The following is a 21870-nucleotide window of genomic DNA, read 5'->3' on the forward strand; positions in this document are numbered from 1 at the left end:
CCCTAAACCCGAATGCCCCTAGGCGAGCGCCTGTTCGCCGTCGAGCGTCAGGCGAGCGCCTGTTCTATGTCGCCCACCAGGTCGGCGGCGTCCTCGATGCCGACGGACAGGCGCACCAGGTCGTCCGGCACCTCGAGCAGCGAGCCGGCGGTGGAGGCGTGGGTCATGGCGCCGGGATGCTCGATCAACGACTCGACGCCGCCCAACGACTCGGCGAGAGTGAAGATCTCGGTGCGCGCGCAGAGGTCCAGCGCCGCCTGGCGGCCACCCTTCAGACGGACCGACACCATGCCGCCGAACCGACGCATCTGCTTGGCGGCGACGTCGTGGGACGGGTGGCTCTCGGATCCCGGGTAGATGACCGAGGAGACGGCGGGGTGACCCGTCAGCAGCTCGACGATCTTCTCGGCGTTGTCGCTGTGCCGCTCCATGCGCAGGGCGAGCGTCTTGATGCCGCGCAGTGTCAGAAACGCGTCGAACGGTCCGGGAACACCGCCGGCGCCGTTCTGCAGGAAGGCGAACGACGCGTCCAGTTCCTCGTCGTTGCACACGAGGGCGCCGCCGACGACGTCGGAGTGTCCACCGATGTACTTGGTCGTCGAGTGCAGCACCACGTCGGCGCCGAGTGTGAGGGGCTGCTGCAGGTACGGCGACGCGAACGTGTTGTCGACGACGATCTTCGCGCCCGCCTCGTGTGCGACGCCCGACAGAGCCTCGATGTCGCCGACGTTGAGCAGCGGATTGGTGGGCGTCTCGACCCAGACCAGCTTCGTGTTGGGGCGAATGGCCTCGCGCACGGCGTCGACGTCCGACACCGCGGCCACCGAGTACTCGATGCCCCACTGGGTGAACACCTTGTCGATGAGCCGGAAGGTGCCGCCGTACGCGTCGTTCGGGATCACGAGGTGGTCGCCCGGGCGCAGCGACGCCCGCAGGAGGGCGTCCGTCGCGGCCATGCCCGAGGAGAACGCGCGACCGTAGTGGCCGTTCTCGAGGGCTGCCAGGTTGGCCTCGAGCGGACGCCGGGTCGGGTTGCCGGTGCGGGCGTACTCGAACCCGCTGCGCATACCACCCACGCCGTCCTGGGCGAAGGTGGAGCTCGCGTAGATCGGGACGTTGACCGCACCGGTCAGCGGGTCGGGCTCGTACCCGGCGTGCACCGCGCGAGTGGAGAACCCCTGCCAGGACGTCGTGTCGGACTTGCTGCGCTGCTCACTCATGCGCACCAGCCTAACGAGCGGGCAGGCCGGAGGCCGGTCGGGATGGGTCAGTGGTTCCGTGTGTCAGGACGCGGTGGTGACGAATCCGAGGAGATCGTGGCGGGTGATGACGCCGACCGGCTTGCCGTCGTCGACGACCATGACGGCGTCGGTGTCGCCGAGCGTCTTCGTCGCGGCCGAGACCGGCTCACCGGCGCCGATGAGCGGGAACGGCGCACTCATGTGCGTCTTCACGGCGTCGGACAGGTTCGCCCGGCCCTCGAACACGGCACTGAGCAGATCGCGCTCGCTGACACTGCCCGCGACCTCGCCCGCCATGACCGGCGGCTCGGCGCCGACGACCGGCATCTGGGAGACGCCGTACTCGCGCAGGATCTCGATGGCGTCGCGCAGCGTCTCGGACGGGTGCGTGTGCACGAGGTCGGGCAGTGCGCCGGACTTGCCGCGCAGCACGTCACCGACGGTGGGCTCGGCGGTGCCGCCGTCGAGCCGGGTGCGCAGGAAGCCGTAGGAGCTCATCCACTTGTCGTTGAAGATCTTGCCGAGGTACCCGCGACCACCGTCGGGCAGCAGGACGACGACGAGGGCGTCCGGGCCCTCGCGCTCGGCCACCTGCAGCGCGGCGACCATGGCCATACCGCAGGATCCGCCGACCAGCAGGCCCTCCTCGCGGGCCAGGCGACGCGTCATCTCGAACGAGTCGGCGTCGGACACGGCGATGATCTCGTCCGGGATCGACGGGTCGTACGCGCTGGGCCAGAAGTCCTCGCCCACGCCCTCGACGAGGTACGGCCGGCCGGTCCCGCCCGAGTAGACGGAACCCTCGGGATCGGCACCGATGATCTTCACCGCACCGCCCGACATCTCCTTGAGGTAGCGACCGGTTCCGGTGATGGTGCCGCCGGTACCGACGCCGGCGACGAAGTGCGTGATCTTGCCGTCCGTGTCGTTCCAGATCTCGGGTCCGGTGGTCTCGTAGTGGCTCTGCGGACCACCCGGATTGGCGTACTGGTTGGGCTTCCAGGCACCGTCGATCTCGCGCACGAGGCGGTCCGAGACGCTGTAGTAGCTGTCCGGATCCTCGGGGGCGACCGCGGTGGGGCACACGACGACCTGCGCGCCGTAGGCACGTAGGACGTTGCGCTTGTCCTCGCCGACCTTGTCGGGGCACACGAAGACGCACTTGTAGCCGCGCTGCTGTGCGACGAGGGCCAGGCCGACTCCGGTGTTGCCGGAGGTGGGCTCGACGATGGTGCCGCCGGGCTTCAGTTCACCGGACGCCTCGGCCGCCTCGATCATCTTGACGGCGATGCGGTCCTTCGAACTGCCACCGGGATTGAGGTACTCCACCTTGGCGGCGAGGAGTGCGGACCCGGGGGCGACGACGGTGTTCAGCTTCACCAGCGGGGTGTTGCCGATGAGGTCGACGACGCTGTTTGCAATGCGCATGCGTCCATCCTCCCAGATGTCCGGCCGGACACCCACCGAGCCTGGTCGCGCTGCGGCGATCGCACTGCACGGCACCACCGTCGGCGCACCTAGAATCGGACAGGTGAACGGAGGTGCGATGCAGCAGGGCGGCTCGGGTCGCGGTGGGTGGCGACAGGCAGCGGTGGCGGGAGCCGCCACCGTCGTCGCGGGATCCGGCGCGGGAACGCTGTCCTGGGCCGCGTACCGGCACCTGCTGGCGCAGGCGGCCGCTGCCCGGACCGTGATCGGCCGCAGCACGGACCGGCCGCCCGAGGCCGACGGTGTGTACGCCCCGGGTGCGCGCGTCCCGCAGCGGTGGCGCCCCGGCGTGCAGTCCGACCTGCACCTGATGATCTTCGGCGACTCGACGGCGGCCGGCATGGGCTGCGTCGTCGCGGACGAGGTGCCGGGCGTGCTGATCGCGCGGGGTCTCGCCGACGAGAGCGGGAAGCGGATCCGGTTGAGCACCAAGGCCATTCCCGGCGCGACATCCAAGGGACTCGAGGGTCAGGTCGATGCGATGCTGGTCGCCCACCACGACCGGCCCGACGCTGCCGTCGTCTTCATCGGCGCCAACGACGTCACCAAGAAGCATGCGGTGGCGGCCTCGGCCGAGCGTCTGCGTACCGCGGTGCGTCGCCTGCGGGCGGAGGGCACCGTCGTGGTCGTCGGAACGTGCCCGGATCTCGGTGTCGTCACCGCCATCCCGCAGCCGCTCCGCGCTGTCGTGCGGACGTGGGGCCACCGACTCGCGCGGGCTCAGACGTCGGCGACGCTCGCCGCCGGCGGCCACCCCGTCGCGCTGGCGGATCTGCTCGCCCCGGAGTTCCTCGCGGCACCGGAGCGGATGTTCTCGGCCGACCGTTTCCATCCGTCCGCGGCCGGATACGAACTCGCTGCCCAGCAGATCCTGCCCGTGCTGGCGGCCGCGCTGGGCGAATGGGCGGGCGGCCCCCTGCCGACGCTGCCCACGGTGTCGGACGTCGCCGAGCAGCGTCGCCTCGTCTCCCGCCTCACCGCCTCGGCCAACCGCCACGTGTCGCGGCTACGGCCGCGAGACGCCCTGCAGTGACCGGGGGCAGACCGGACGAGAGTTACCCTCCAGTCATATCGTCGCCAACCCCAGGAGTCCTCCCATGCCAGAAGCAGTGATCGTGTCCGTGGCCCGTTCGCCCATCGGGCGCGCGATGAAGGGGTCGCTCGTCAGCATGCGTCCCGACGACCTCGCAGCGCAGATGGTCAAGGCAGCCCTCGACAAGGTGCCCGCCCTCGACCCCACCATGATCGACGACCTCCTCATGGGCTGCGGCCTCCCCGGCGGCGAGCAGGGCTTCAACATCGGCCGCAACGTCGCCATCCAGCTCGGCTACGACTTCCTCCCCGGCACCACCATCACCCGCTACTGCTCCTCCTCGCTGCAGACCACCCGCATGGCCCTGCACGCCATCAAGGCCGGCGAGGGCGACGTGTTCATCTCCGCCGGCGTCGAGACCGTCTCCCGCTTCGTCAAGGGCAACTCCGACTCGTACCCGGACACCCAGAACCCCATCTACGCCGACGCGCAGGCCCGCACCGAGAAGATCGCCGAGGGTGGCCAGACCTGGTCCGACCCCCGCGAGAACGGCAACCTCCCCGACGCGTACATCGCGATGGGCCAGACCGCAGAGAACGTCGCCCAGCTCACCGGCATCAGCCGTGAGGAGCAGGACCACTGGGGCGTCCGCAGCCAGAACCGCGCCGAGGAAGCCATCGCAAAGGGACACTTCGAGAACGAGATCACCCCGGTCACGCTGCCCGACGGCACCGTCGTCAGCACCGACGACGGCCCCCGCGCCGGCACCACCTACGAGAAGATCTCGCAGCTCAAGCCGGTCTTCCGCCCGGACGGCACCATCACCGCCGGCAACGCCTGCCCGCTGAACGACGGCGCCGCGGCCCTGGTGATCATGTCCGACACCAAGGCCAAGGAACTCGGGCTGACCCCGCTCGCCCGCGTCGTGTCCACCGGCGTCTCGGGCCTCTCGCCCGAGATCATGGGCCTCGGCCCCATCGAGGCCTCGAAGAAGGCGCTCGCGCTCGCCGGCAAGACCATCGACGACATCGACCTGGTCGAGATCAACGAAGCCTTCGCCGTCCAGGTGATCGGCTCCGCACGGGAACTGAAGATCGACGAGGACAAGCTGAACGTCTCCGGCGGCGCCATCGCCCTCGGCCACCCCTTCGGCATGACCGGTGCCCGCATCACCGCGACCCTGCTCAACAACCTGCGCGCCCACGACAAGCAGTTCGGTCTCGAGACCATGTGCGTCGGCGGCGGACAGGGCATGGCCATGGTGCTCGAGCGCCTCAGCTGAGTCGTCCCGTACACAGCGAACAGCCCCCGCCCTCCGAGAGGAGGACGGGGGCTGTCGGCTGTGACGACTACTGCTGGAACTAGTCGTTGTTGAAGTAGCTCAGCAGTCGCAGGATCTCGACGTACAGCCAGACCAGGGTGATGGTCAGACCGAGCGCGACGCCCCAGGCAGCCTTCTCCGGTGCCTGGGCACGGATCAGCTGGTCGGCGGAGTCGAAGTCGAGCAGGAAGCTGAACGCGGCGATGCCGATGCAGACGAGGCTGAAGATGATGGCGACGGTGCCGCCGTCACGCAGTCCGAGCCCGCCGGGGGTGAAGAAGCTGGCGACCAGGTTGCCGAGCATGAGCACGACGACACCGATGAGGGCGCCGACGACCATGCGGGTGAGGCGCGGCGTGACACGGATGGCGCCGGTCTTGTAGACGACGAGCATGCCGAAGAAGACGCCGAAGGTGCCGAGCACGGCCTGGGCGATGAGCGCACTGCCGCCGACGCCGCCGAAGCTGATGTCGGTGAACATGAGCGACAGGGCACCGAGGAACACGCCCTCGAAGGCCGCGTACGCGAGCACCAGGGGCGCGCTGTCCATCTTGCGGCCGAACGTCGCCACGAGGACGAGGACGAAGCCGATGAGTCCGCCGCCGATGACGAACATCGGGGCCAGGCCGGGGTTGTTGCTCGCGAGCACGTAGGACGCGATGGCGAACACCGTCAGGACACCGAGGGTGGTGGCCGTCTTGGTGACGACGTCGTCGATCGTCATCGCACGCTGCTGCGGACCGGTCTGGTACGGCTGCGGCTGTCCCTGCGGGGAGCCGTACTGCTGGGTGACCGCACCGGCACCGGCGGCGGCCGAACCGAAGGAGGCATATCCGCCTCCCGCCTGCTTGGGCAGATTGCGGAACACCGGGTTGCTGGAAGTGCGCACCGTGTCTCATCCCTTTCGTGTGGTGGAGCCTGTGTATCTCTCAACGTTCGGATGCGACGGAAAAGTTCCCATCGGACAAAACGGACTGTACCGGGCGGACGTCGCCGTTCCCCCAGCGCAGTACCGCATCAGTACACACGGTCGGCGCACGTTTGTCCGCTCACGTTTGTCGCTCGGGCGATCCGGGCACCTTCTTCCTCATGAGCATCGAAGACGGACCCGGAGACACGCTGGACCAGAGTGAGAGTCTCGACTCGGACGAGATCCGAGGCACGGACGACGTCGACGACGTGGTCACCCCGCCGGACTCGTGGACCGAGGCCGACAAGTTCGGAACCACCGAACGCGAGGCGCGTGAGGGTGAGAGCCTCGACCAGAAGCTGGCCGAGGAAGTGCCGGACGTCCCGCTGGAGGAGGAACTCGACGTCCCCGTGGCGGCGACACCAGACGACGATCTGACCGAGGAACTGGTGGACCGAGTCGTCGACAGCGACGACGAGAACGACTACATCGCGGACGCCACGGAGGACGACGGCACCGACGGCGCCGCCGTGAAGGACGCGGACGTGGTGGACGGAGTCGTGGTGGAGAACTCCGCGACGCACCGCGGCCAGATCGACGGTACCCCCGAGGACGCGGGCTCCTACTTCGACTGAGTCACGTCCGCCTGACTTGTGCGGCCGACACATTCACCGTCACCTGATCGACCGGGTGACGGTGAATTTGTCGTTGCGGCCCATCACCTCCGTCGGCCCGACCATGCGCGCGAGCATGGAGCGGAACCGCAGGTGTGAGTTGTGCACCGCCCACAGTTCGCCGCCGGGGCGCAGGACGGTCCGCGCGGCCGCGAACAGTTTCTCCGCTCCCCCGGTGTGCACGGCCGCGTTCTCGTGGAACGGTGGATTGCACAGGATCACGTCGGCGCTCGCGGGCGCCTCCGACGCCATGGCGTCGTCCCGACGCGCCGTGACCCGCACGCCGGACGCCTCCGCCGTGGCCGCCGCCGAGGCCACCGCCGCGGCCGAGCGGTCTGTGGCGACCACCTCCGCGTCCGGCCGCAGGCGCGCGGCAAGGGCTGCAAGAATGCCGGTCCCGCACCCCAGATCGACGATGCGGCGCGCGTCGGGCGACATCCGGTCGAGGAACGTGCACAGGTACCGGGTGCCAATGTCCAGCCGGTCCCCGGAGAAGACGGCACCGTGGGCGACCACGGTGAGGTCCAGATCGGCGAGGACGGTCGACACGGGGTACGTCGCGCTCTCCCTAGGCAGCGGCCCGGTCGCCACCAACCCGCGGGACTTCTGCGCCGCGCGGGTGGCCGCCACGTCGGTGAAGTTCGCGGCGAGCACGTCGTTCATCGACCGACTCATGTGTTTGAGTCGACCCGCCGAGATGACGCGGACCGACGGATCCGCCCAGCGGGCAACGGCTTCGGCGATCTCGGTGAGCTCGGCGAGGGCGCGGGGAAGCTGCAGCAGCACCACGGTCGCACCGTCGAGCAACTCTCGGTCCAACGCGTGGCCCTTGTAGACGTCGCCGAGGCCGAGCGCGCCGGCGTTGCGAGCCAGCGCGAGCTCGGAGGTGAGGGGATCCTGGTGCACGCGAATGCCGGTGAGGCCGTGCGCGGCGGCGGTCCCGAGGGTCAGCGCGCCGTACCGGTCGCCGATCACCGCGACCGACCCGGGCTGGGCGGTGGAGGTCGACTCCGCGGCCTCGGCCAGGATCAGCCGGTCGGAGGCGTCGACGGCGTGGAGATTGGGCGCCTCGACATCGGGTGAGCGACGGAGCGCGCCGAGAACATGGTCCGGATCCTGCATCGTCGCAGTCTCTCACTCCCACCGAATCTTGCTTGAATCCCGACGTCAGCGGGCATCATCGACCCATGGGACTCACAGTGGCAGTGACCGGTCCGACCGGCGAGATCGGCATGTCGGCGGTGGACGCGCTCGAGCGCGATCCGGCCGTGGACCGCATCCTCGGCATGGCGCGACGACCGTTCGACGTGGACGAGCACGGCTGGACCAAGACGGAGTACCGGCAGGGCGACATACTCGATCGTGAGGCGGTGGACGCCTTCGTCGCCGAGGCGGATGTCGTGGTGCACCTCGCCTTCCTCATCATGGGATCGCGTGCCGAGAGTTCACGGATCAACCTGGCCGGGACTCGCACCGTCTTCGAGGCGACGGTGGCCGCCGCGCGGCCGACACGGCTCGTCTACACCTCGTCCGTCGCCGCGTACGGCTATCACTCGGACAACCGGGTGCCGCTGACCGAGGACACGCCGACGCGCGGATCGAAGGAGCACTACTACTCCGAGCAGAAGGCCGAACTCGAGGAGGTCCTCGACGAGGTCACCGCGGGATCGGACCTCGAGGTGTACGTCCTGCGGCCGTGCATCGTCGCCGGCCCGAAAGCGCCCGCCCTGGCCGACTCCATGCCGTGGCGCTCGATCGCGGCCCAACTCCCCGCACCACTGGGGGCCGTGGTCGGCGCGGTGCGTCCGGTGTTCCCCGACCCGGGACACCCGCTGCAACTGGTGCACCACGACGACGTGGCGACGGCCATCGCGCTCGCCGCGACCACGGACGCACCTCCCGGCCCGTACAACATCGCGGGCGACGGGGTGGTGTCCCTGTCGCAGGTGGCGGCCGCGCTGGGCGCCTTCCCGGTGCGGGTGCCGTCCCTCCTCGGGTCTGCGGCGTCGGCGGTGATCCGCACCCTCCCGTTCGTCCCGTCGATGGTGGAGTGGGTGCACGTGGGACGGACGTCCGTCGTCATGGACACCTCGAAGGCCAAGCGCGACCTCGGGTGGCACCCCGCGCACAGTAGCTCCGCCACCCTGAACGCCCTCGTCGCGTCGCTGTGACACGACGGGGAGTTGCACCGGGTACGAGCACCCCACTAGCGTGACTCCGCGCACTTGAACACCGTTCAAGTGGTTCTCGCTCACGCCACGCACAGGAGTCCCGACCGTGTCCCCTCGTTTCTCGGCTCGTGACCTCGCTCAGGTCGCCGTCTTCGCGGCACTGATCGCGGCACTCGGCCTTCCCGGCTCCATCACGGTCGGCATCAGCGGTGTGCCCATCACCCTGCAGACCCTCGGCGTCATCGCCGCGGGCGCGGTTCTCGGCGCCCGCAAGGGTGCGGCCGCGGTACTGGTCCTGCTCGCACTCGTCGCGATCGGCCTGCCGTTGCTCGCCGGCGGACGCGGCGGTCTCGGCGTCTTCGCGGCCCCCAGCGTCGGGTACCTCGTCGGATGGGTCGTGGGCGCCTTCGTCATCGGCGCGCTCACGCGGCTGATCGTCCCGTCCTACCCGCTGTGGGCCGGTCTGCTCGTCAACGCCGTGGGCGGCATCGCCGTCATCTACGTCTTCGGCGTCCTCGGCCTCCTGCTGCGCACCGACCTCGGCCTCGGGGCGGCCATCGCGTCCACGGGCGCCTACGTTCCCGGCGACGCGGTCAAGGTCGTCGTCGCGACCGTCGTCGCGAAGGGCGTGCACCGCGCCTACCCCGGTCTCGTCGCGCCGCGGCGTCGCGCGACCGTCGGGTCCGCCGCCTGACATGGTGCGCTCGTCCCCGCGCGATCCGATCCTGCTGGCGGGACGGCGGACGGCGATCGGCACGGCGGGGCATGCGTTCGCCGACCTGACGGCCGCCGACCTCGCGGCACCCGTCCTCGCCGACGTCGCTCGCCGGGTGCACCATCTCGGCCGCATCGACGACGTCGTCCTGGGCAACTGCCTCGGTCCCGGCGGCGACCTCGCTCGGGTCGCCGCGCTGCAGGCCGGTCTCGGTCACCACGTTCCCGGCGTGACGGTCGACCGCCAGTGCGGCTCGGGTCTCGACGCCGTGGCCCTGGCCTCGTCCCGTGTCCGCGCGGGTGACGACGCCCTGATTCTCGCGGGGGGAGTCGAATCGGCGAGCACGGCGCCGTGGCGTTTCCACGCCCCGGTCGGCGACGGGGGTCCGCAGCGGTACACGCGCGCACCGTTCACCCCGCGCGGTCACCCCGACCCCGACATGGGCACGGCCGCGGACGATCTCGCCCGCACGCTCGGCATCGACCGGGAGCAACAGGACGCGTACGCCGAACGCTCGCACCGGCTCGCCTCGCAGACGGACTTCTCGGCGGAGATCGTCACCGTCGCCGGGATCGATCGGGACGAGCGGGTGCGCGGCGGACTCACCACGGCGCGTCTGAGCAGGCTGCGTCCGGCGTTCTCCCCCGACGGCACCGCCACCGCGGGCAACTCGTGCGGCATCTCCGACGGCGCGGCCGTGCTCGCCGTGACGACCGCGGACCGGGCCGACGGCCCTGCCCTGCGGGTACTCGGCTGGGCCGTCGCCGGGACGGATCCCGCGCTCCCCGGACTGTCCCCCGTGCCCGCGGTCCGCGCCGTCCTCGACCGCTGCGGAGTCGACCTGTCCGACGTCGGGATCGTCGAGATCACCGAGGCCTTCGCCTCGGTGGCTCTGGCGGCCGTCGACCGGCTGGGCATCGATCCGGACATCGTGTGCCCGCACGGAGGGGCCATCGCGCTCGGACACCCGTGGGGCGCCTCCGGAGCGATTCTCCTCGTCCGGTTGGCTGAGCAGATGGCCACGACCGACTCCCCCGCTCTCGGTCTTGCGGTGTGCGCCATCGGCGGTGGTCAGGGCATCGCCATGCTCGTGGAACGAGTCGGAGCATGAGCGTGATCCGGTTCGATCACGTCTCGCACGGATACGGCGATCGGCCCGTGCTGCGCGACATCGATCTCGAGATCACCGAACACCGCGTCGGCATCGTCGGATCCAACGGCTCCGGGAAGTCGACCCTGGCCCGCATGATCAACGGTCTGGTGTCGCCGAGTTCCGGCACCGTCACCGTCGACGGTCTGAACGTCGCGCGCAAGGGTGGCCAGGTGCGACGGAAGGTCGGGTTCGTGTTCACGGACCCGGACAACCAGATCGTGATGCCGACCGTCGCCGAGGATCTGGCGTTCTCGCTGCGCCGCACCGGAGCGTCGAAGGACGAGGTGGCGGACCGCGTCGCCGACATGCTCGACCGTTTCGGGCTGGCCGGTCACGCCGATCATCCCGCGCACCTGTTGTCCGGCGGACAGAAACAGATGCTGGCGATCGGCGCGGTGCTGATCCGCCGACCCGAGGTCCTGGTGGCCGACGAACCCACCACGCTTCTCGATCTCCGCAACTCCCGCAAGGTCGGCGCGGTGTTCGACACTCTCGAGCAGCAGGTCGTCGTGGTGACACATCACCTCGATCTCCTGACGAACTTCGATCGCGTCATCGTGATCCACGACGCTCGGGTCGCCCACGACGGACGGCCCGCCGACGCCCTGCCCGCGTACGAGGCGCTGCTCGAATGATCGGCCTCTACCGACCCGGTCACTCGCTCCTGCACCGACTTCCGGCCGGGTGGAAGCTTCTGCTGCTCATGGTCGGCGTCATCGCGGTCATCGCCCTCGTTCGCCGACCGGTCGACGTCGCGGTCGCTGCCGGCGTGGTCGCCGTTCTCTTCGGGATCGGGGGCATCGGCCCGCGGACCGCACTCGCGCAGATCCGGCCGCTCTTCTGGATGATCGCGATCATCGCGGTGTTCCAGGTGATCATCACGACCCCGGCCCGCGCCGTGGTCGTGTGCGGGATTCTCGTCGTCACGGTGGCCGCGGCGAGTCTGGTCACCCTCACCACCCGGGTGACCGCGATGCTCGACGTGTGCGGCAGGGTCCTGGAACCGTTGCGGCGCTTCGGCGTCGACCCCGACCGCATCGGACTGCTGCTGGCACTGACGATCCGGCTCGTCCCCGTCCTCACCGGCATCGTGCACGAGGTCTCCGACGCACGGAAGGCCCGCGGACTGCAGTGGTCGATGACCGCGCTGGCGACACCCGTGGTGGTCCGCGCGCTGCGGACCGCGGATGCGCTGGGAGACAGTCTCGTCGCCCGCGGCGTGGACGACGACCGGGACGATGACGCGTGATCGCGGACTCGATCGACGAGCGCATCGGTCGTCGCGCCCGGGACCGTCCGGACTCGCTCGCGGTCGTCGCCGCGGACGGCAGTCTCACCTATCGTGAGATGTGGGATCGGTCGGGACGCGTCGCCGCACGCCTGCTCGGTGCGAAGCGAGTGGCCGTCCTCCCGGCGTCCGATCTCGGTTCCGTCGTCACGGTTCTCGGCGCGATCCGTGCAGGTTGCTCGCTCGTGCTCCTGCACCGCCACCTGCTTCCCGACCACCTCGCATCGGTTCTCGAGATCGGTCGCCCCGCTGCGGTGATCGCCACGGAGCGCGGGCGGACCCGGTTGCGTCGACTCGGCGTCACCGGCACGCTCACCTCGCCCGACGACCTCGCCGCCGCACCCGCGGTCCCCCTCCCGGCACCGGACGAGGCCGGAGAACTGTTGGCGGGGTTGACCTCCGGCACGTCGGGCACTCCCAAGCTCTTCGTCCGCTCGCGGCGATCGTGGTCGCGCACGCTCGATCGGTCCGACGAGGAGTTCACCGTGGACCGGCACTCCCGGGTGGCCGCACCGGGCGTCCTGGACCACACCCACTTCCTCTACGGACTGGTGCACGCGCTCACGCGAGGTGCTGCCGTGGACCTACGGCCCCTCGAGTCGTGGTCCTCCGCGGGAGACGTCGACCCGACGCACGTCTACACCGTGCCCACCCTCGCACACGACATCGCCGTGTCCACCCGACCCCGGCTGGCGCAGGTCCGAGAAGTGTTGTCCTCGGGTGCTTTCTGGCCGCGCTCCGGTCGCGACGCCCTGTCCGCTCGCGTTCCCGGCGCTCGGCTCGTGCACTTCTACGGCGCCTCGGAACTGTCGTTGGTGGCCGTGGACTCCTCCACCGAACCGGTTCCCGACGGCTCCGCCGGGCGGCTCGTCTCGGGAGTCCGCACGAGAACCGTGGACGGCGTCGTCAGCGTGCACAGCGACATGCTGTTCGGCGGATACCTGACCCACCCCGATCACGCGGAACCGTCCGACGGGCCCGTGAACGGGTGGACGAGCGTGGGCGATCGAGGCGAGATCCGCGGCGGGTGGCTGTTTCTCGCGGGCCGCAGTTCCGACACCATCGTGCGCGGCGGCCTCAAGGTGGAGCCACTCGATGTGGAGACCGCCCTGCGGGGGTTTCCCGGCGTGCTCGACGCGGCGTGTGTGGGCGAGCCGGATCCGAGGATGGGGCACGTCCCGGTCGCGGCGATCACGGTCTCGGAGCCGGTCGACCGCACCGCTCTGCGGCGTCATCTGCGGGCGCACCTCGAGGCACCGGCGATGCCCACTCGCGTGGTCACGGTGCCCGCGCTCCCCCGCACGGCCCGCGGCAAGCTCGACCGCCCTGCCGTCCTGGCAATGATCGCGACCGGGCCTGGAGCCTGACGGCTCGCTGTGCTGCGGACGTATTGTCCGAACAAACTATTGACTTCCCTTGTGATGTGGATTACACATATGTCGGGCCGCGACCGAACAGGTCACCGGCTCGATCCATTCCAGTCGTACCCAGTATGTCGCCGCGTTGTTCTCTCGTCGGCGTTCGAGAAAGAGACCGAATGACACGTCATTTCACCCGTCGGGGCACTGCTGTCGCTCTCGGCGTGGCACTGAGCGTCAGCCTGGCAGCGGGCTGCTCCAGTTCGGGCGGCGCACCGGAGTCCTCCGGTGACGGCGGCGGCAACGCCGGCACGGCCGACACCCCGCGCGCCACGATCGCGATGATCACGCACGAGGTTCCCGGTGACACGTTCTGGGACCTCATCCGCAAGGGCGCCGAGGCGGCTGCGGCCAAGGACAACATCGAGCTGCGCTACTCGGCCGATCCCGAGGCACCGAACCAGGCCAACCTGGTGCAGAGCGCCATCGACTCCGACGTCGACGGCATCGCGGTCACACTGGCCAAGCCCGACGCCATGGCACCCGCCGTCGAGGCCGCCACGGCCGCCGGCATCCCGGTCGTCGCCTTCAACTCCGGCTACGACGCGTGGAAGGACCAGGGCGTCCAGCAGTACTTCGGCCAGGACGAGACCATCGCCGGCCAGGCCGTCGGTGCGCGTCTGACCACCGAGGGTGCGAAGAAGACCCTCTGCATCATCCAGGAGCAGGGCCAGGTCGCCCTCGAATCCCGTTGCGCGGGTGTGACGCAGGGCTTCACCGGCGGTTCCACCGAGATCCTGAACGTCAACAGCAAGGACATGCCGTCCGTCGAGGCCACCATCACGGCCAAGCTGCAGCAGGATCCGACCATCGACCACATCGTCGCCTTGGGCGCTCCCATCGCGCTGACCGCGGTGCAGTCCAAGGCGAACGCCAACTCCGAGGCCACGGTGGTCACCTTCGACACCAACGCCGCACTCGTCGAGGCCATCCAGAGCGGCGACGTCGCGTGGGCCGTCGATCAGCAGCCGTACCTCCAGGGCTACCTGGCCGTCGACTCGCTGTGGCTGTACCTGAACAACGGCAACACCATCGGTGGCGGCACGCCCGTTCTGACCGGCCCGGCCTTCATCGACTCGACGAACATCGACGCGATCGCCGAGTACGCCAAGGGCGGCACTCGCTAGCTCCACGCACACGAGATCCGGTGCAGAGATCCGCGTTCACCGCGGATCTCTGCACCGGATTCGTCGTCGTGGGGTCAGGTCAGGTCGTTGTTCTTCGTCTCCACCAGTGCTCGCGTGCAGATCAGACTGAGCACCGACAGGAGCGCCAGCATGACGCCCACGGCGATGCTGCCGAACTGCGCCGTCAACGGAGCCGCCAGCAGCGGCGGGATCGCACCGCCGAGCACGCCCGCCAGGTTGTAGCCGAGACCGGCACCGGTGTAGCGGAACCGGGTCCGGAACAGCTCCGGGAGCAGCGCACCGGTGGGGCCGTAGGCGATACCGAAGATGGACAGGGTCACGCACATCGCGATCACGTACGCCGTACTCGATCCCGTGTCGAGGATCGGGAACAGGGCGAGCGACCAGGGAACGGCCGCCGCGCAGGACACCATGATGACGCGGCGCCGACCCACCCGATCCGAGAACGTCGCCGACAGCGCGATGGTGATGCCGAAGATCACCGCACCGACGATGCCGGTCCACAGCACGAACGGCCGGTCGAAGCCGAGGGTCTTCGTGCCGTAGCTCGTGAGATACGCGGTGCCCATGTAGAACAGCGAGAACAGCGACGCCAGCGCACCGGCCGCGAGCAGCACCTCGCGCTTCTGCACGTGCCACGCCTCGAGCACCGGGAGCCGGGTGGGAGCGGACGGCGTGGTCGCGGCGGCGGCCTGATCGGCCTTGAACACCGGCGTCTCCTCGATCGCGAGGCGCATGTAGAGACCGATCAGCACCAGCACGGCGCTGAAGAGGAACGGGATCCGCCACCCGTAGTTCAGGAACGTGTCGTTGGTGTCGCCGAACACGGCGCCGGTCACCAGGAACGTCGCGCTGGAGAGGATGAAGGCGGCGGCCGGACCGAGCTGCGGGAACATGCCGTAGAAGCCGCGCCGCTTCGCCGGTGCGTACTCGGCGGTCAGCAGCGTCGCTCCCGCCCATTCACCGCCGACGGCGAACCCCTGCCCGAACCGCAGCACCACCAGGATGATCGGTGCGGCGACGCCGATGGTCGCGGCACCGGGGAGCAGCCCGATGACGAAGGTGGAGACACCCATCAACAGCAGCGTCGAGATCAGCGTCTTCTTGCGGCCGATGCGGTCGCCGAAGTGACCGAACAACACAGCTCCCGCGGGACGCGCGACGAAGGCGACAGCGAAGGTGGCGAACGAGGCGACGGTGCCGGCCGTCGATCCCAGTGCCGGGAAGAACACCGTCGGGAAGACCAGCGCGGCCGCGGTGCCGTAGATGAAGAAGTCGTAGAACTCGATGGTCGTTCCGATGCCGCTGGCGACGGCCACCTTGCGGACGCTCGTGGCGGGCGGTGCCGCGACGGGTGGTGCCGAGGTGGCGCGCGCCGTCGCGTCGTCCGGCGAAACTGTGGTCATGGTTCTCCATCCGAGGTGAGGATCGTCCGAATCGTCGGACTCGGGAGGAACGTATGTGACCTGAACCACTCCCACCACCCTCCGAAGAGGGGGGCGGGATCCGGCGGGCGGGCGGTCGCCCGGCGCTACGCTCGACCGATGATCGTCGATGCCCTGCTCGCCGTACTCCCCGCCGATCGGGTGGTGGTCGATCCCGACGTCATGGCGTCCTACCAGCACGACGAGGCCGAGTGGGCGCCGTCCGCGACCCCTCTCGCGGTGGTGCGTCCGGCCACGGCCGACGAGGTCCAGGCGACGGTACGGGCGTGCCTCGACCACGGCACCGCCGTGGTGACGCGCGGCGCCGGGACAGGGCTCTCCGGCGGCGCGAACGCCACCGCGGGGTGCATCGTCCTCGCGCTCGACCGCATGACCGCGATCACCGAGATCGATCACCTCGAGCGGTACGCCGTCGTGCAACCGGGCGTGATCAACGACGATCTGCGCGCTGCCGTCGCGGAGGTCGGCCTCTGGTACCCACCGGATCCGGCGAGTTCGCCGTGGTCGACCATCGGCGGCAACGTCGCCACCAACGCCGGCGGCCTGTGCTGCGTGAAGTACGGCGTGACCCGCGACTACGTCATGGGCATGGAGGTGGTCACGGGCACCGGTGAGAAGGTCCGACTCGGCCGACGCACCGCGAAGGGCGTCGCGGGGTACGACCTCGCCGGACTGATGGTCGGCTCGGAAGGAACACTCGGCGTCATCACCGAGATCACCGTCAAACTGCGCCCCCTCCAGGACCCGCAACGGACCGTCGCCGGCTACTTCGACTCGATCGTCGACGCGGGCCGAGCGGTCGCCGCCGTCGCCGCCGCCGGGCTCACCCCCTGCGCTCTGGAACTGGTGGACAAGCAGTGCCTCCTCGCGGTGGACGCGTGGAAGAACATGGGACTGTCCGTCGACGCCGAAGTGGTGCTGCTCGGCCGCGTGGACACCCCCGGGCAGATCGGTGACCAGGAGGCGGAGAAAATGCTCGCCTGCTTCGACGAGGGCGGCGCCACCTGGTCGGCGGTGTCCACCGATCAGGAGGAGGCGGACGCGCTCTTCGCGGCGCGGCGCCTGGCCTACCCGGCCATGGAACGACTGGGCCCGGTGCTCACCGAGGACGTGTGCGTCCCCAAACGCCATGTGCCGGAGATGCTGTCGCGGATCGAGAAGATCGGCATCGCCCACGACGTCGTCATCGCCAACATCGCCCACGCCGGCGACGGCAACCTGCACCCACTGCTCATCACTCCCCCGGGCGACGACGCCGCCCGAGCACGCTCGCAGGCGGCGTTCGCCGAGATCATCGACGCCGCACTCGCCCTCGGCGGCACGGTCACCGGCGAGCACGGCGTCGGCCTGCTCAAGATGCACGGACTCGTCCAGGAACTCGATCCGGTGGTCCTCGCGATGCACCGCGCGGTCAAGGACGCACTCGATCCGCAGGGCATCCTCAACCCGGGCAAGGTGTTCGACCAGCTAGGCTCGCCCGTGTGACCGACACCCCCGCACGTCCCGTCATGCCCGACGACCTGCGCGAGTTCGCCGAGGCGGCAACAGGATTCATGCCCGCCGACGAGGGACTCGCGCTCTTCGATGCCACCGCCGAGTTCCTGGGCGACGGCGTGGTGGTGGAGATCGGCACCTACTGCGGCAAGTCGACCGTGTACCTCTGCGCCGCGGCGCGCGCCACGGGCGGCCGTGTGGTCACCGTCGACCACCACCACGGATCCGAGGAGCACCAGGTCGGCTGGGAGTACCACGACACCACGCTCGTCGACCCGGCCACCGGTGCGCTGGACACTCTCGGACGATTCCGCCGCACCCTGGCGGGGGCGGGCCTCGAGGACGTCGTCGTCGCCGTCGTCGGCCGTTCCGGCGACGTCGCCGCGCTGTGGAAGCATCCCGTCGACGTGCTGTTCATCGACGGCGGCCACACCGACGAGGCGGCCACGGTCGATTTCCAGGGGTGGGCGCCGTGGGTCGCGGTCGGAGGCGCCCTGCTCATCCACGACGTGTTCCCGGATCCGGCGGACGGCGGGCAGGCCCCGTACCGCATCTACCGGCGCGCCCTCGACAGCGGCATGTTCACCGAGAACCGCGTGGTCGGCTCACTGCGAGTGCTGGTGCGGACCTCGGGTCAGCCGGGCACGCTCGCCGGGTAGAACTCCCCCGCGCAGCCGCAGCTGCGATGCGCACCGGAGAGCCCGACGGGCAGATCGTCCCCCCGGAAGATGCCGGATCCGGCACTGGACCGGGACAGGGCGTCGGCCGCCAGAATCATGGCTCCGGTGGTCCACGTCGTCCTCTCGACGGGCCACCGCTTGCCGTCCGCGTAGACCAGCCCGGTCCAGTACGACCCGTCGTCCTCCCGCAGGTGCTGCATGCTTCCGAGCAGGTCCGTCGCCACGTCGACCCGGTCCATCGCGTCGAGAGTCAGAACCAGCTCACACGTTTCGGCACCGGTGACCCACGGTCGGTCGTCGACACAGCGGATTCCGAGCCCCTCCACGACGAAGTCCGACCACCGGTCGTCGATGCGCCGCCCGGCCGCCGGTCCGCGCACGGCGCCGCCCAGGATCGGGTAGTACCAGTCCATGGAGTACGACGGCTTCGGCGTGAAAGCCGAGAGGTGATGCCGTAGAACGTGACCCAGCCGGCCGACGGCGACCTCCCAGTCCGGCTGCGGGTCGCCGATGTACGCCGCGAGGGCCAGCGCGCACCGCAGACTGTGGTGGATGCTGGCGTTCCCGGTGAGCAGGGCCTCGGCACGCGATCCGTTCGGCCCTGCGGCCCAGGCGATCTCGCCGCGGTCGGTCTGCAGACCGAGGACGAAGTCGACGGCGCGGCGCACGGTGGGCCACAGGGCCAGGGCGAAGTTGTCGTCGCCGGTGACGAGGAAGTGGTGCCACACTCCCACCGCGATGTACGCGCAGAAGTTGGTGTCGGCGCCGGCGTCCTCCACGACGTCGCCGCGCAGCCGGATCGGCCAGGTGCCGTCGCTGCGCTGCGTGCGCCGCGACCACTCGTACGCGGCGTCGGCCTCCTCGACGAGGCCCGCGGCGCTGAGCGCCATGGCCGATTCGACGTGGTCCCACGGGTCGAGGTGCCCGCCCTCGGACCACGGAATCGCCCCGGACCGGACCTGGACGGCGGCGATGCTGCGCGCACTGGCGAGACACTGCTCGGCGGACAGGATTCCGGGAACCGACGGCGTCACGTGATCAGTGAGCGCCACGTCCGGCCCCCGGTCCGCCGATCCCGGTCTCCGGCTTGCGCAGGTAGATCACCACGGACTTGCCGATGACGGGATTCAGGACCTGCTCGAGCACTCGGGTGGTGCGCGGGGCCTTCATCATGTCCCACACCAGCATCGAGTGATAGCCGCGCACCAGCGGGTGATCGTCGTTCCGCACCCCGACCGCGCACTTGAGCCACCAGTACGGAGCGTGCAGTGCGTGCGCGTGGTGGGTGTGCGTGACCTCGAGGCCCGCCGCGGTGAGCGACGCCGCCAACTCACTCCCACGGTAGATCCGAACGTGGCCACCCTCGTTCGCGTGGTACTCGTCGGAGAGGGACCAGCAGACCCGCTCGGGCAACCAGCGCGGGACACTCACCGCCACCGTGCCGCCGGGGCGCACCACGCGCGCGATCTCGGCGATGGCCGACGCGTCGTCCGGCACGTGCTCGAGCATCTCGGACACGATCACCCCGTCGAACCACTCGTCCGGGAACGGCAGGGACAACGCGTCGCCGACGACCGTCTCCGCCGTGGCGGACTCCGGTACCTGCTTCTCCTCGGCCATCGCGCCGAACATGACCTTGACCTCGTCGAGTTCGTCCGCGTTCTGGTCGAAGGCGGTGACATGGGCCCCGCGGCGGTACAACTCGTAGGAGTGGCGCCCCTGGCCGCACCCGATGTCGATGACGCGATCGCCCGCACCGAAGCCGAGCCGGTCGAAGTCCATCGTCAGCATGTCGTCTCTCGATTCCCTCGTCCACGGCGATCGGCGATCGCCTTCTCGTACTCCGCGACGGTCGCGGCGGCCACCGCCGGCCAGCCGTAGGTCTGCGTGGCCCGTTCCCGCCCGCGCTCGCCCATGGCGCGTCGGCGGGGCTCGTCGTCCAGCGCGCGCATCAGGGCCCGCGCCAGGGCGTCGCTGTCACCGGGAGGCACCAGATCGGCGCAGAGCCCGTCGGGCCCCACGACCTCGGGGATCGCCCCGGTGCGGCTCACCACGAGGGGGGTCGCGCAGGCCATGGCCTCGATGGTCGGGAGCGAGAAGCCCTCGTACAGCGACGGCACGCAGGCCACGTCGGCCGACGCCAGCACGCGCGCCAGTTCGGCGTCGTCGAGACCGCTTCGCGTCCGCACGATGTCGTCGATACCGAGATCATCGATCAACGTCCGGGTCGGCCCTGCGGGGTCCACCTTCGACACCAGTTCGAGTTCGACATCCCGCTCGGTGCGCATCTTCGCGACCGCCTCGAGAAGGTGCCGCACACCCTTGAGGGCGACGTCGGCACTCGCGACGGCGACGATGCGGCCGGGAACTCGCGGCGCCGCGCCGGGGGTGAACACGGTGGTGTCGACCCCGAGCGGGACCACCGTCACCGCACCCGGAGCGACCCCGAACGCGTCCACGATGTCCACCGCGGACGAGCGGGACACGGTCAGCAACCGCGGGATCCGGCGCGCCACCCGCCGCTGCATGGTGAGGAAGCCGTACCAGCGCCGCACGGTGATCCGTCGTCGCCACGGCGCCGCCGCGAGGTCGAGGGCACGGTCGCGGGTGATGGGGTGATGAATGGTGGCCACGAGCGGCAACGGGATGCGCAGCAATCCGTAGCTCAGCGACTGGTTGTCGTGCACCACGTCGAACTCGTCGGCTCGCGCGCGCAGCAGACGAGCGGCGCGCGCCCCGAACGTGCGGGGCTCCGGGAACCCGGCCGTCCACATGGTCAGCACCTCGGACACGTCGACCAGGTCTCGGATCTCGGAGGGCCGCGGGGTGCGGAACGGATCGTCGTCTCGATAGAGGTCGAGGCTCGGTACTCGCGTGAGCCGCACCCGCGGGTCGAGATCGGGATAGGGCTGACCCGAGAACACCTCGACCTCGTGCCCCTCGTCCACCAGCGCTCGACTCAGACGCGCGACGTAGACACCCTGACCGCCGACGTGGGGCTTGCTCCGGTAGGACAGCAGAGCGATACGCACGTGGGTCCCCCGAGCTGTCGCGGCAGTGTGATGGCAGACACCCTCGCCGCGGTGGAACCGGCGATCATGTCCCGATGTGTCTACCACCTTCCGTTCTTCTCGAATCCACACGACCGACGACCAGCACTGATTCACACTGGACCTCCCCGCCACCCGAGATCGAGGAGACGACGATGACCGGAACCGGCGACAGGGCGCTGCACATCCACTCACCGGCGGGTCTGCCGTTCATCGATGTCCGGCGCGAGTTCGACGCACCCGTGTCCGCGGTCTTCCGGGCGCACGCGGAGCCCGAACTGGTGTCCCGCTGGCTCGGTCCCGCCGGCTACGAGATGTCGGTCGAGGAGTACGACTTCCGCGGCGGTGGCCGGTACCGCTACGTCCACCGTGATCCCGGCGGTGCGGAGTACGCGTTCCACGGCATGTTCCACACGGTGCGGACGAACGAGTTCGCCGTGCAGACCTTCGAGTACGAGGGCTTCCCCGACGTGGTGAGCATCGAGTTCCTCACGTTCGTCGACCTGGGTGACCGCTGCCGGCTGGAGGGCCACTCGGTGTACCCGACACTGGAGGCGCGGGACTCGATGGCAGCGAGCGGCATGGAGAAGGGCATGCGGGAGGGCTACGAGCGCCTGGACGATCTGCTGGGCTGACCGGGT

Annotated in this window: 21 protein-coding genes; 13 read left to right on the forward strand and 8 right to left on the reverse strand. The window is 69.9% G+C overall.

Annotated features, from left to right (window positions below; all coding sequences use genetic code 11):
- Window positions 1-47: 47 nt before the first annotated feature.
- A complete protein-coding gene (locus OG947_RS03625; protein WP_328813126.1) occupies window positions 48-1220 on the reverse strand; it encodes a cystathionine gamma-synthase in 1173 nt (390 codons plus the stop codon).
- 63 nt (window positions 1221-1283) lie between these two features.
- The gene (locus OG947_RS03630) at window positions 1284-2669 is read right to left on the reverse strand and encodes a cystathionine beta-synthase (RefSeq protein ID WP_027503945.1); all 1386 of its coding nucleotides are present in this window, start codon (window positions 2667-2669) and stop codon (window positions 1284-1286) included.
- A gap of 118 nt (window positions 2670-2787) precedes the next feature.
- Here OG947_RS03630 and OG947_RS03635 point away from each other — a divergent pair, with 118 nt between their 5' ends.
- Together OG947_RS03635 and OG947_RS03640 are read left to right on the forward strand one after the other, a co-directional pair.
- Complete coding sequence (locus tag OG947_RS03635; RefSeq protein ID WP_051613045.1) at window positions 2788-3762, forward strand: SGNH/GDSL hydrolase family protein; 975 nt, start codon at window positions 2788-2790, stop codon at window positions 3760-3762.
- 64 nt (window positions 3763-3826) lie between these two features.
- Window positions 3827-5044: an acetyl-CoA C-acetyltransferase gene (locus OG947_RS03640; protein WP_222638200.1), complete on the forward strand. Its 1218-nt coding sequence runs from the start codon at window positions 3827-3829 to the stop codon at window positions 5042-5044.
- 79 nt (window positions 5045-5123) lie between these two features.
- On the opposite strand, the gene OG947_RS03645 is transcribed toward OG947_RS03640, so the two are convergent.
- On the reverse strand, window positions 5124-5972 hold the full coding sequence (locus OG947_RS03645) for a Bax inhibitor-1/YccA family protein (protein ID WP_222627467.1): 849 nt from the start codon (window positions 5970-5972) through the stop codon (window positions 5124-5126).
- Window positions 5973-6172: 200 nt separating this feature from the next.
- On the opposite strand from OG947_RS03645, the gene OG947_RS03650 reads away from it, so the two are divergent.
- Complete coding sequence (locus OG947_RS03650) at window positions 6173-6628, forward strand: hypothetical protein (RefSeq protein WP_056447352.1); 456 nt, start codon at window positions 6173-6175, stop codon at window positions 6626-6628.
- 39 nt (window positions 6629-6667) lie between these two features.
- Here OG947_RS03650 and OG947_RS03655 read toward each other — a convergent pair whose 3' ends face one another.
- Window positions 6668-7789, reverse strand: a complete 1122-nt coding sequence (locus OG947_RS03655; protein ID WP_328813127.1) for a class I SAM-dependent methyltransferase — start codon at window positions 7787-7789, stop codon at window positions 6668-6670.
- A gap of 65 nt (window positions 7790-7854) precedes the next feature.
- Between OG947_RS03655 and OG947_RS03660 the strand changes: the two genes are divergently transcribed.
- The 7 genes from OG947_RS03660 to OG947_RS03690 all read left to right on the forward strand — a co-directional run bounded on the left by OG947_RS03660 (window position 7855) and on the right by OG947_RS03690 (window position 14539).
- Complete coding sequence (locus tag OG947_RS03660) at window positions 7855-8838, forward strand: NAD-dependent epimerase/dehydratase family protein (protein WP_222627471.1); 984 nt, start codon at window positions 7855-7857, stop codon at window positions 8836-8838.
- Between the two features lie 106 nt (window positions 8839-8944).
- A complete protein-coding gene (locus OG947_RS03665; protein WP_328813128.1) occupies window positions 8945-9532 on the forward strand; it encodes a biotin transporter BioY in 588 nt (195 codons plus the stop codon).
- 1 nt (window position 9533) lies between these two features.
- The gene (locus tag OG947_RS03670; protein ID WP_328813129.1) at window positions 9534-10664 is read left to right on the forward strand and encodes a thiolase family protein; all 1131 of its coding nucleotides are present in this window, start codon (window positions 9534-9536) and stop codon (window positions 10662-10664) included.
- A complete protein-coding gene (locus OG947_RS03675; protein ID WP_027503952.1) occupies window positions 10661-11341 on the forward strand; it encodes an energy-coupling factor ABC transporter ATP-binding protein in 681 nt (226 codons plus the stop codon). The genes OG947_RS03670 and OG947_RS03675 overlap by 4 nt, the downstream gene beginning before the upstream one ends.
- Window positions 11338-11955 carry an energy-coupling factor transporter transmembrane component T family protein gene (locus tag OG947_RS03680; RefSeq protein ID WP_222627477.1) on the forward strand — a complete coding sequence of 206 codons (618 nt, stop codon included), beginning with the start codon at window positions 11338-11340 and terminating at the stop codon, window positions 11953-11955. Before OG947_RS03675 ends, OG947_RS03680 begins: the two co-directional genes overlap by 4 nt.
- Window positions 11952-13361 carry a class I adenylate-forming enzyme family protein gene (locus OG947_RS03685; RefSeq protein WP_328813130.1) on the forward strand — a complete coding sequence of 470 codons (1410 nt, stop codon included), beginning with the start codon at window positions 11952-11954 and terminating at the stop codon, window positions 13359-13361. Before OG947_RS03680 ends, OG947_RS03685 begins: the two co-directional genes overlap by 4 nt.
- A 170-nt stretch (window positions 13362-13531) precedes the next feature.
- Entirely contained in the window at window positions 13532-14539 is a 1008-nt protein-coding gene (locus OG947_RS03690; RefSeq protein WP_027503955.1) for a substrate-binding domain-containing protein, read from the forward strand.
- 74 nt (window positions 14540-14613) lie between these two features.
- Here OG947_RS03690 and OG947_RS03695 read toward each other — a convergent pair whose 3' ends face one another.
- Window positions 14614-15966 carry an MFS transporter gene (locus OG947_RS03695; protein ID WP_222627478.1) on the reverse strand — a complete coding sequence of 451 codons (1353 nt, stop codon included), beginning with the start codon at window positions 15964-15966 and terminating at the stop codon, window positions 14614-14616.
- Between the two features lie 138 nt (window positions 15967-16104).
- Between OG947_RS03695 and OG947_RS03700 the strand changes: the two genes are divergently transcribed.
- On the forward strand, window positions 16105-17490 hold the full coding sequence (locus tag OG947_RS03700; protein ID WP_222646087.1) for an FAD-binding oxidoreductase: 1386 nt from the start codon (window positions 16105-16107) through the stop codon (window positions 17488-17490).
- A 23-nt stretch (window positions 17491-17513) separates the two neighbouring features.
- Window positions 17514-18158 (forward strand): class I SAM-dependent methyltransferase, encoded by a 645-nt coding sequence (locus OG947_RS03705; protein WP_328813962.1) that lies wholly within the window; start codon window positions 17514-17516, stop codon window positions 18156-18158.
- Here the strand turns inward: OG947_RS03705 and OG947_RS03710 are convergent.
- The 3 genes from OG947_RS03710 to OG947_RS03720 are packed head-to-tail and all read right to left on the reverse strand — an operon-like array spanning window position 18134 to window position 21211.
- Window positions 18134-19231: a prenyltransferase gene (locus tag OG947_RS03710; RefSeq protein WP_307095117.1), complete on the reverse strand. Its 1098-nt coding sequence runs from the start codon at window positions 19229-19231 to the stop codon at window positions 18134-18136. The genes OG947_RS03705 and OG947_RS03710 overlap by 25 nt on opposite strands.
- Window positions 19218-19970 carry a class I SAM-dependent methyltransferase gene (locus tag OG947_RS03715; protein WP_285188372.1) on the reverse strand — a complete coding sequence of 251 codons (753 nt, stop codon included), beginning with the start codon at window positions 19968-19970 and terminating at the stop codon, window positions 19218-19220. The genes OG947_RS03710 and OG947_RS03715 overlap by 14 nt, the downstream gene beginning before the upstream one ends.
- The gene (locus OG947_RS03720) at window positions 19964-21211 is read right to left on the reverse strand and encodes a glycosyltransferase family 4 protein (RefSeq protein ID WP_056447340.1); all 1248 of its coding nucleotides are present in this window, start codon (window positions 21209-21211) and stop codon (window positions 19964-19966) included. Before OG947_RS03720 ends, OG947_RS03715 begins: the two co-directional genes overlap by 7 nt.
- A gap of 173 nt (window positions 21212-21384) precedes the next feature.
- On the opposite strand from OG947_RS03720, the gene OG947_RS03725 reads away from it, so the two are divergent.
- Window positions 21385-21864 carry an SRPBCC family protein gene (locus OG947_RS03725; RefSeq protein WP_285188370.1) on the forward strand — a complete coding sequence of 160 codons (480 nt, stop codon included), beginning with the start codon at window positions 21385-21387 and terminating at the stop codon, window positions 21862-21864.
- Window positions 21865-21870 lie beyond the last annotated feature (6 nt).

The sequence above is a fragment of the Rhodococcus sp. NBC_00297 genome, from assembly GCF_036173065.1.
In the GTDB taxonomy this organism is placed as follows: Bacteria; Actinomycetota; Actinomycetes; order Mycobacteriales; family Mycobacteriaceae; genus Rhodococcoides.